This window comes from Thermomonas sp. (genome assembly GCF_020850895.1).
GTDB lineage: Bacteria > Pseudomonadota > Gammaproteobacteria > Xanthomonadales > Xanthomonadaceae > Thermomonas.
This window is the reverse complement of record NZ_JADZDS010000085.1, coordinates 1-10,507: the sequence shown is the minus strand read 5'-3', so window position 1 is coordinate 10,507 and position 10,507 is coordinate 1. Positions and strand designations below refer to the sequence as shown.

The 10,507-nt window shown below is 66.6% G+C and carries 9 protein-coding genes; all 9 read left to right on the top strand.

Annotated features, from left to right (window positions below; all coding sequences use genetic code 11):
* Nucleotides 1–529: 529 nt before the first annotated feature.
* On the top strand, nucleotides 530–1,003 hold the full coding sequence (locus IT472_RS08190) for a hypothetical protein (protein WP_297180740.1): 474 nt from the start codon (nucleotides 530–532) through the stop codon (nucleotides 1,001–1,003).
* A gap of 102 nt (nucleotides 1,004–1,105) precedes the next feature.
* Nucleotides 1,106–3,184 carry a M13 family metallopeptidase gene (locus IT472_RS08185; protein ID WP_297180739.1) on the top strand — a complete coding sequence of 693 codons (2,079 nt, stop codon included), beginning with the start codon at nucleotides 1,106–1,108 and terminating at the stop codon, nucleotides 3,182–3,184.
* 159 nt (nucleotides 3,185–3,343) lie between these two features.
* Entirely contained in the window at nucleotides 3,344–4,039 is a 696-nt protein-coding gene (locus IT472_RS08180; RefSeq protein WP_297180738.1) for a hypothetical protein, read from the top strand.
* A gap of 124 nt (nucleotides 4,040–4,163) precedes the next feature.
* Nucleotides 4,164–4,940 carry a DUF3011 domain-containing protein gene (locus IT472_RS08175; RefSeq protein ID WP_297180736.1) on the top strand — a complete coding sequence of 259 codons (777 nt, stop codon included), beginning with the start codon at nucleotides 4,164–4,166 and terminating at the stop codon, nucleotides 4,938–4,940.
* A 105-nt stretch (nucleotides 4,941–5,045) separates the two neighbouring features.
* Nucleotides 5,046–7,136 carry a M13 family metallopeptidase gene (locus IT472_RS08170; protein ID WP_297180734.1) on the top strand — a complete coding sequence of 697 codons (2,091 nt, stop codon included), beginning with the start codon at nucleotides 5,046–5,048 and terminating at the stop codon, nucleotides 7,134–7,136.
* Entirely contained in the window at nucleotides 7,136–7,978 is an 843-nt protein-coding gene (locus IT472_RS08165) for a hypothetical protein (RefSeq protein ID WP_297180732.1), read from the top strand. The genes IT472_RS08170 and IT472_RS08165 overlap by 1 nt, the downstream gene beginning before the upstream one ends.
* Nucleotides 7,975–8,766: a CPBP family intramembrane glutamic endopeptidase gene (locus IT472_RS08160; protein ID WP_297180730.1), complete on the top strand. Its 792-nt coding sequence runs from the start codon at nucleotides 7,975–7,977 to the stop codon at nucleotides 8,764–8,766. The genes IT472_RS08165 and IT472_RS08160 overlap by 4 nt, the downstream gene beginning before the upstream one ends.
* Before the next feature lie 126 nt (nucleotides 8,767–8,892).
* The gene (locus IT472_RS08155; RefSeq protein WP_297180728.1) at nucleotides 8,893–9,573 is read left to right on the top strand and encodes a DUF3011 domain-containing protein; all 681 of its coding nucleotides are present in this window, start codon (nucleotides 8,893–8,895) and stop codon (nucleotides 9,571–9,573) included.
* Between the two features lie 153 nt (nucleotides 9,574–9,726).
* On the top strand, nucleotides 9,727–10,374 hold the full coding sequence (locus tag IT472_RS08150) for a response regulator transcription factor (RefSeq protein WP_297180727.1): 648 nt from the start codon (nucleotides 9,727–9,729) through the stop codon (nucleotides 10,372–10,374).
* The last annotated feature ends 133 nt before the right edge of the window (nucleotides 10,375–10,507 follow it).

The following is a 10,507-nucleotide window of genomic DNA, read 5'->3' as shown; positions in this document are numbered from 1 at the left end:
CAGGCACTGGAAGGGATCATCGCGGCCGCTCGCAGCCGCGGCATCACGCTCGTGACCAGCGCCGTGCTCGACGCCATCCAGGCCGAGCGCCGGACGACCTGAGGCCGGTGTCGAGGGGAAGTGGTGGTGTAGTCCCCCCACCCGAGGAAACTTTCCTGCCGCACGGGCATTGCCACCGTGGGCGAGATTCTACGCTGGGCGCGCATCCGAGGGGAAACGGGCCGCCCCCGCGCATTTGCTCGCTGCCACAGGCCATCCAAGCGCCGTTCTCATCAAAGGCCGCAACGCTGTTCGAGTTGGTCTTGTAGTCACCTCGGTGGCACTCATCAGTTTTCTGGCCAATGTCAGCGAATTGCTGACATTGCGTCGGCTTCCCACCGATGGACATGCCGCTTGCGCGCGTGTGATGCTTGTCGCAGCGAGACCATGCCCGTGTCGCTGGTTCCGGCCAGCCTCGCCGGGTGGTTCGGGTGCCTGCCTGGCCCCATGCGCGCTTCGTTTCCCACGTCATCGAACGGAGTTTCACGCCATGAACGCAAGGATCCACGCCACGCTCGGCGTCGTCATCGTCGGCCTGCTGCTGCCGCTGGCGGCGCACTCCGTCGACTCTGCATACCGGAAGAAGCTCGAGCGTTCGGGCTGCACGCAGGCCAGCGAGCTGCAGGGCTGCGACATCAACAAGACCAAGGAGGAGAACGCCAGGGCGGGCTTCGGCACGGCGCCCAAGCCGGCGCCCAAGCCGGTGGCCGCGGCGAAGTCGCCCTACGCCGGTCAATGGGTCGCCAAGGCCGCGGATGGTCGCACCGTGTCGACGATCCGCGTCGACCCGCAGGAACGGGTCTGGGTGAGCGGCAAGTCGGTCGCGGCCAAGCGCAGCGACGGCGCCCTCGTGTTCAAGAGCGGCTTCATCACCTACACCATCCAAGGCGACCGCCGGCTCAAGGGCCAGGACAGGTGGCACAACAGCGACGCCGGCACCAGCGGGGCCATCGTCGTCGAGTAACCAGCCAAGGGCCGGACGCGTGGCGGACGGCAGTGGCCGTCCACGGGCGCGCGCGGCCCCGGGCATCCCAATGCGTCACGCCATTCGTCTCCCGGGAGTTGCATGAAGATTTCGGTCCTCGCACTTGCCCTCACGCTGGCGATCGCAGGCTGCCAGCAACCTGCTGCCGCCGCGGCGGCGGCCGTGACGCCCGTCAGCGCCAAGGCAGCGCCGGACAAGCCAGAAAACGGCGCCTGGGGCGTGGGCCTGGCCAACATGGACACCGCCATCAAGCCGGGCGACGATTTTTATTCCTACGTCAACGGCAAGTGGAACCAGCGCACCGAGATCCCCGCCGACAAAGTGGAGGTGGGCGGATTGGCGAGCCTGCAGGACAAGGCCTTGCAGCAGACCCGCGCGCTGCTGGAGGCCGCCGCGGCCGACACCAACGCCGCCGCCGGCAGCGAGGTCAAGAAGCTCGGCGACTGGTACGCCACCTACATGGACGAGGCCGCGCTGGACAAGGCCGGGTTCGCGCCGATCAAGCCCGAGCTGGACGCGATCGATGCGCTGTCCACGCATCAGCAGCTGATCGATCTGTTCGCCCGTAGTCATGGCGGTATCGGCCTGCGCGCGATCACGGTCGCGGTGGACGCGGACCGCAACATGGTCGGCAAGATGCGCCCGTCGATCGAGACCAGCACGGTGGTGCTGGGCGCGCGCGAGTTCTACCTGGAGCCCGCCTACGCCCCGCTGCGCCAGGCCCAGCAGGCGCACATCGCGCGGATGCTCAAGCTCGGCGGCTTCGATGATGCCGAGGCCCGCGCCCGTCGCATCCAGGACCTGGAGACGCGGATCGCTAGGCTCACGCTCCCGGCCGCGGAACTGCGCGACGACACCAAGAAGAACAATGTGGTCACGGTCGCCGAGCTGGCGAAGATGGCCCCCGGCATCGACTGGCCGAAGTACCTCGCGGCGACCGGCGCAGGCGCGCCCGACAAGGTCATCGTGCCCACCCCGGCCTCGCTGAAGGACATGGCCACGCTGGTCACCACCCATTCGCTGGAGGCCTGGAAGGACTACCTGCGCTACACCACGCTCGTCGCGGTGGCGAAGTACCTGCCGAAGCCGGCCCGCGACGAGGTGTTCGCGTTCTACGGCAGGCAACTCGCCGGCCAGCAGGTCCCCAGCCCGCGCTGGCATGACGCCATCTTCGACATCGGCGGCCAGGGCCTGCCGCTGTCCGATCCGCTGAGCAAGCTGTACGTCGAACGCTACGTCGCCGCCGATGCGCGACCGAAGGCGAAGGCGATGATCGACAACCTGGTCGCCGCGTTCGACGCGCGCCTCGCCAACCTCGAGTGGATGGCTCCGGAGACCCGTGCAGGCGCGCGCGAGAAGCTCGCCAAGGTCAGCCTCAAGGCGATCTATCCGGATGTCTGGAACACCACGGACGGACTCGAGGTCGTGCGCGGCGACGCCCTCGGCAATGCGCGGCGGGCCGCCGCGTTCCGGCACAAGGTGCAAATGAAGCAGCTGCAGGTGTATCCCGATCGCCGGCAGTTCCTGCAGCCGGTGTTCCTGGTCAATGCCTACGCCAACACGATCTGGAACGAGATCGTGTTCCTGGCCGCGATCGTGCAGCCGCCGGCCTTCGATCCCGCGGCCGACGACGCGGTGAACTATGGCGCGATGGGCGCGATCATCGGCCACGAGATCTCCCACCTGTTCGACGACAAGGGGCGCAACAGCGACGGCGACGGCCTGCTGCGCGACTGGTGGACCGCGCAGGACGCGCAGCGCTTCACCGCCGCCACCAGGCGCCTGCAGGACCAGGTCGGTGCCTACGAGCCGCTCCCGGGCAAGCGGGTCAACGGCGCGCTGACCTTGGGCGAAAGCATTGCCGACCTGGCCGGGTTGGTGGTGGCGCACGATGCCTACAAGCGCTCGCTGGGCGGCAAGCAAGCGCCGGTGCTGGATGGCTTCACCGGCGACCAGCGCTTCTTCCTGGCCTACGGCCAGGCCTGGCGCTGGAAGGGCCGCGACGCCACGGTCGACCGCCTGCTGAAGACCGACCCGCATCCGCCATCGGCGATCCGCCCCAACACCGTGCGCAACGTCGATGCGTGGTACCAGGCCTTCGACGTGCAGCCCGGCGACAAGCTCTACCTGAAACCCGAAGACCGGGTGCGGCTGTGGTGATCCCGTGCGCCAGCCGAGGATCCAGTGCATGGCGATGAACGGTCATCGCGGACGCTGGTGCTCGAGCGCACCCTGCTTGTTGGTGAAGGTCACTCATTCGTGAACCCAAAGCTTCTACTCTCATCATCCAAGTACCCCCTCCACAGGAGCTTCAACACCATGAGCCCATGCATCCGAGCCAGCCTGATGTCGTTCGCCGTCGTTCTCGTCGTGTCAGGCTGCAAGCCTGCCGCCGAGTCGACATCGCAGGCCGCAGCGCCGGCGGATACAGCAGTGGCCGCCGCCCCAGTCACCTGGCCTGCCAGCCTGAGGGTCATGGGCGATGGCTTCCCCAACGCAGGCGATGCCTGCCGCAGGATCGGGGAAACCGAAGCCACCGTGAACTACCTGGACGACAGCGCGACCCTCGCCGGCTGCCTGTCCGCTGATGATGCGGCCAAGCTGGGGGGCAACGTGGTCGGGACCGTGGATGGCGTCACCCTGGTGTCGGTGCCCAACCAGGCCGCCATCCCCGGCGATGGCGACGGCCAGGGCGACGCCAAGGTCGCCGGCACCAACTACAACGCCACCGGCCCGATCCGTTGCAGCGGCTACAAGGGCGCCCCGGCGGGGATGTGCGAAGCCGGCGTGGTGCGCGATGCCGAGACGGGCCCCTACATCGACGTGACGTTGCCCGATGGCTTCAAGCGCACGATCTTCTTCAACAAGGACGGCAGCTTCCTGTCGTTCTCGACGGCGCAGGCCGATGGCACCGCGGCGATGGCGATCGCCTCCAGTCGTGAGGGCGACACCACCATCGCGAAGCTCGGCACTGAGCGCTACGAAATTCCCGACGTCTTCGTGCAGGGCGATTGAGCAGGACCCGGTACGCCGTCCCGCAGCCGATTCGAGCCCGCCGGGGGAGTCGGCGGGTATCGCCACGCAAGGCTCCCGCCCACAACACCTTCGCGCCGCATGGTGCATTCCCTGGAGCATCGACATGACATCCCGCACCCTCCTCAGCATTGCCAGCCTCGCCGCCGGCATCGGCCTGGCCATCGGTCCCGCCAACGTCGCGCTTGCCCAGAAGGCCAACAGCCTGCGCGACCTCGTCGGCGCACGCGCCGCCGGTGGCGAATCCCAACTCGAATCGCGCGGCTACAACTTCATCACCGGCGCAACCGCCTACGGCGGCGGCAAGGCGGGGTTCTGGTGGAATCCGGACAGCCGCACCTGCGTGCGCGTGGAAACCTTCGATGGCAAGTTCCGCTCAATCACCGATGCGACCGGCGCCAACTGCAACCAGCACACCAGCGGCAGCAACAATGAGCGCAACACCGCTGCCGCGATCATCGGCGCCGCCGCCATCGCCGCCGCGATCGCGCACAAGAACAATGCCCACGACAACAAGGCCGATACCGGCGGTCAGTACGACCTCGGCTACAACGACGGCCTGCACAATGCGCCGTACTACAACCCTGGTCGTTCGGACGCTTATGCGTCGGGCTATGAGGAAGGCGTGGCCCAGCGTGGCAGGAACATCTCCTACCACGGCAACACCGGCGGCTACGGCCGGGTGGACCATCGCCCTGCCCAAGTCACGTGCACGTCGATCGGCGGCAAGTACACCGAATGCGCGATCCCGGGCGGCGGCGACATCGTCATGAAGCAGCAGTTGAGCAAAGCCAATTGCACCAAGAACGAGACCTGGGGCGAGACCGGCAATGGCGTCTACGTCAAGGACGGTTGCCGCGCGATCTTCGAGGCCATGCCCTGATCGCAGACGCGGCACCTAGCGTCGCGTGACGATGCCGTGCTGCCGGACAGCAGCACGGCATCGCGCTCGATGTTCCGCCCACGTCCTCCGACCGGAAATGCCTTGATGAAGCGCGCGAGCCCCACGCATCGCCAGTCGCCACTGCCCCTGTTCGCCGCCGTCCTCATTGCGCTCGGCGGCCTCGTTGCCGTGCACGCGCAGGGCGCAGCGGGTCCGGAGGTCAAGCTGCCGCTGGGCTATTTGCCGTTGAAGATGGATCGCTCGGTGGATCCGCGTCAGGACTTCTACCGTTATGCCGCAGGCCAATGGCTGCAACAGACCGAGATCCCGGCCAGCGACCCGGACATCGGGTCGTTCGCGCTGCTGGGCCATCAGCTGGACAAGAAACTGCTGTCCCTGATCGAAGAAGCCGCCGCGACGACCGAGGCACCCAAAGGCAGCCCGCGCCAGCAAGTGGGCGACTTTTATCGGGCGGCGATGGGCAACGCACGCCGCGACGCGCTCGGTCTCAAGCCGCTGGAGGCCGATATGAAGCGCATCGCTGCGGCAGGAGGTACGCCGGCCGACTATGGCCGTCTCGCCGCCCGGCTACAGGGCGCGGTGGGTGGCTCCCCGCTGATCATGGTCGGTGCCATGCCAGATGCCAAGGACAGCAGCACCGGCGTCATGGTGCTGGCACCCGGTTTGCAGTTGCTTGAACAGGACGAATACACCAGGCCCGAACATCAGAAGTTGCGCCACCTGTACCACATGTACATCGTGGCGATGTTGAACGGCATCGGCGAGCCCATCGACGCCGCCAAGACTCAGGCGTCCAGGATCCTGTCCATGGAAGCGCAAGCGGCGGGCGCGATGCTGACACCGCTGCAGCAGCGCGATCCGGCCAACACCTACAACATCATGACGCTGGATCAGGCGCAGGCGCTGATGCCAGCGCTGGACCTGCGGGTCTATTTGGCCGAATTAGGCATCGCTGTACCCTCGCGGGTTCAGGTGGTGGATATCAACGCCATGAAGACGCTGCAAAAAATTCTGACCGAGCGTCCGGTCGATGAGATCAAGCTGCTGCTGCGCTGGTTCTTGCTGGCCAGCCGCGCCCCGGAGTTGGGGCAACCATGGCGTTTGCAGGAAGAAGCGTTCACGGTGGAGCGCAAGGGCCTGAAGAGCCCGCCTGAGCAAGCGCAGGTCGTCACCCAGCAAATCGGCGCGCAGCTGTACCACCCGCTGTCGCAGTTGTATGTGCAAGCGTATTTTGCCGATTCCACCCGCCGCGACATCACCGAGATGGTCGGGCACATCAAGGCGGAATTCGCTGCTCGGCTGCATAGCAATGCCTGGCTGGACGAGGCGACCCGAAACGTCGCGCTGGAAAAACTGGGCAAGATGGACATTCAAGTCGGTTATCCCGATGACTGGGTTGATTTCAGCGGTCTCGACATTCGGCCGGGCGATCATTTCGGCAACGTGCAGCGCGCGAATCGCTTCGCGTTTCAAAGAGAGATTTCGCAAATCGACAAGCCGGTGCACAGCAACCGCTTCGCCGTCGCAACCAAGACCACCCCGATCGCGGCGAACTCCGCGTACAACGTCACCAACAACACGATCGACATCACCGCCGCGATCCTGCAGCCGCCGTTCTTCCAGCCGGGCGGGGACGCCGCCGCCAACTACTGCGCGATCGGCGCGGTGATCGGCCACGAGCTCACCCACGGCTTCGACAGTCAAGGGCGTCAGTACGACCCGCAGGGCAACCTGCGCAACTGGTGGACGCCGGAGGCCGATCGCCAGTTCCAGCAGCGCACCGACGTGCTGGTCGACCAGTACAACCGCTACGAGATCCTGCCCGGCCTGATGCACAACGGCGCACAGACCGTCACCGAGAACACCGCCGACCTCGGTGGCCTCACCCTCGCGCATGCGGCCCTGCAACGCCACCTGGCCAGCCATCCGGAGGCGAAGGCGAAGGTCGATGGCCTGACCGCCGACCAGCGCTGCTTCGTGGCCTGGACGCAGATGTGGGCGTTCAAGGCGCGCCCGGAGCGCCTGCGCTTCCTGGTGTCCGTCGATGTCCACGGGATCTCGTTCGTGCGCGCCGTGGCCCCACTGGTGCACCTGGACGCCTTCCACCGGGCCTTCGGCACCCGCCCCGGCGATGCCATGTGGCGCGCGCCCGAACAGCGCGTGGTGATCTGGTGATGGATCGGTTCCTGCGCGCCGGCATCGCGGCCGCATTGCTGGCCAGCGCGGGCCTTGCGGTGGCGGGCGAGGCCGAGCCTGCGTGGCTCACCCGCGCGAAGGCGGAGCCGGCGCGTGTCGAGGTGCGCGGCGACACCCTGTACTACACCGGCAACTTCTCGAAGGCGAGCACGAAAGCGTTCGATGCCGCGGTGGCCGCCGTCGCACCCGGCCAACTCACCCGGCTGGTGGTCAGTTCCGGAGGCGGCGACACCATCGAAGGCCGCCATGTCGGTCGTTGGGTCCACCGCCGTGGGCTGGTGGTCGAAGTCGATGCGATCTGCTTCTCGTCCTGCGCCGATTACGTGTTCCCGGCCGGACGCGCACGGGTGATCCGCGCCGATGCGTGGGTCGGCTGGCATGGCAACGAACGCCAGTTCGCGGTGCTGGCGGCGCGCCACGGGGTGCCGCTGGTGGACGAGCTGCGCCGTTTCGTGCCATCGAACACCCCGGCCGCGCAGGCGGATGCGTTCGTGCGTGAGTTCAGCGAGAGCCTGGCCACCACCGGCAAGGACGAAGCCGATTTCTACGCCGAACTCGGCCTGGACGATGCCTTCGCGGTGTGCGCAGTGGGCGATGCACTGGAACAGCGCTTCGGCTTCACCGGGCGCAAGGGCTGGGGCTTCTCGGTCGAGGACATGGTGCAGCTGGGCCTGGCCAACACCGTCTACCTCGGCAGCGGCCGCTACGAAAAGGATTCGGCAGGCTTCAAGCGCTACCTGGCGCAGATCAGCGCCGAGGATTGCCGCCAGTTGTTGCAAACACCCACCCCTTCACCTGAGCACGGGACACCCACGCGATGACGTCCACCACGCAAACGCCTGCAATCGCCAGCGACCGCTTCACCCGACTGGAAGACTCGGGGCGGGACTTCCCGTACTACAACGGCGCGCCGACCACGATCACGACCGCGCAGTGGCTGCTCGTGCTGATGGCGGTGGTGGTCGCGTTCCTGCTGCTGGCCTTGCCGATCGACTGGCCGGGCGAGGGGCTGGCGGGGCAGTTCCTGCCGGCACTGCTGCTGCCGGGCCTGCCGCTCGCCGCGCTGGCCATCGTCGCCGGCCGCCACTGGCGCGCGATCTTCGGCAAGGTGGGCGCGCGCGAGCTGCGCCTGATGGTCGGTTTCGCGCTGCTCAACATCGTGGTGAGCATGAGCGTCGGCGCCATCTTCAAGGCGATGGCCGACGTCACCCCGAACGCCGCCAACGCGGTGCTGGCAGGCATGGGCACCGGCGAGCGCGTCGGCTTCTTCGCCAAGATGCTCCCGCAGTTGTTCGGCGAGGAGGTCATCACCCTGCTGCCGTTCCTGGCCCTGCTGCAATGGTTCACCCGCAACCTTGGGATGGGCCGCAAGGCGGGGATCATCGGCGCATGGCTGGTGTCGTCGCTGGCGTTCGGCCTGATCCACCTGCCCGCCTACGACTGGAACCTCGTCCAGTGCATCGTGATCATCGGTTCGGCACGGATGGTGTTGACCCTGCCGTGGATCCTGACCAAGAACATCTGGGTCTCGACCGGCGCGCACATCATCAACGACTGGCTGCTGTTCGGGGTGGGCCTGTTGGGTGCCGGACTTGCAAGTACCACATGATCCATCGCTCGCCGTCGTATTGCGTCGCTTTCTCAGTGCGCTCCAAAGCGCGCAGCGATTCGAATGCTGATTCGCCTTCTCGCCGCTCGTTTCTTCCAACACGCTTTATCCAGCAAGGAGATCGCCATGACACCACGTGCCGCACTGTGCGCCAGCCTCTTCGCCGTCGTCGCCACGCTTGCCTCGTCGCAAGTCCATGCCGACGAATTCGTGACCTGCGAAAGTCGCAACGAACGCTATACGACTTGCTCGATCCCGCGAGCCTCTTACGTGACCCTCGATCGCCAGCTCTCCAGCGCCAGCTGCAGGCAAGGACGCACCTGGGACTACAACCGCAACCAGATCTGGGTTGATGATGGTTGCCGAGCCACATTCCGGCTCCATGACTTCGGTTATGCCAATGACTACGGTAGCCATGGAGGCAACAACCACGACCGCAACATCGCCGCCGGTGTACTGGTCGGCGCAGCCCTGCTGGGGGCGATGGCACATAACGCCAACAAGCACGAAGAACGCTACGACGACCGTTACCAGGGGGCGCGGCATGCCTCGTACGTGCCGAACTGGATGATCGGCACCTTCACGGGCTACAACGCGACCCACGGCATCGAAGTGACACTGACCATCAATGCTGATGGTCGCGTCAGCGCACGCACCAGCAATGGCCAGTCGATCACTGGCTGGATCAACAATGGGGAACTGTATGCCGGCGGCGAGGTGTTCACCATCCGGCAGTCGCGCGAGGGATTTGTCACGTCGCAGGTGGGCGATTCCTACAACGAAGTCCGCTACCAGCGGAGCCGTTGAACCATCGACGGAGTATCTGCGGAACTCTGGCTGGTCCAAGGCACGCAGCGGCGGCATCAGCAAGCCGTGCCGTGTGCACGGGATCTGTGCATCATGGTGGCGCGAGGCGCCCGCCTCGGTCACCAGCAGTGGGAGGCTGACGTGAATCCAAACATGCCGGCATGGCGCGTCCTGATCGTGGACGACCACCCGATCGTGCGGACCGGGCTGGCCGCACTGATCGACGCGGAAGCGGACATGGCGGTGTGCGGCCAGGCCGAGGACTTCGATGGCGCAGTGGCGGCGATGCTCGAACTGCACCCGGACGTGGCCCTGATCGACCTGTCGCTGCGCGGTGCCAGCGGACTGGAGCTGGTGAAGGAAGCGGGACGCCATGGCATCCCGACCATCGTGGTGTCCATGCACGAGGCACCGACCTGGGCCCAGCGCAGCCTGGCGGCAGGTGCGCGCGGCTACGTGCAGAAGAGCGAGGCCGGCCGCACCGTGGTCAATGCGATCTGCCGCGTGCGCGCGCGCCGGATCTATCTGGGCGATACGATGGCGCAAGCCCTGCTGGAGCGCCGGCACGGCCACCACCCCGACGGGGTCGGCGTCCACGTGGAGGCACTGAGCGATCGCGAGATCGAAGTGCTCACTCGCATCGGCAACGGCCTGACCACCCAGCAGATCGCCGCCGAGCTGGCGATCAGCGTCAAGACGGTGCAGACCTTCCGCGAGCGCATCAAGCGCAAGCTGGACCTGGACAGTGCCGCCGAACTGTCGAGCTTGGCCACGCGCTGGGTTCTGGAGCGCGCGGACTGACCACCCCCGGGGTATAGGACGTTCAAACCCCATGGTGCCGGCAGTGTAGCCCCCCGCCGCAAAGCCGGCGACCCACGGCAACCGTGGCCGATGGGTCGGTATGGGTCTGGCCGCCGGTTGCGCTGCGGGAAAT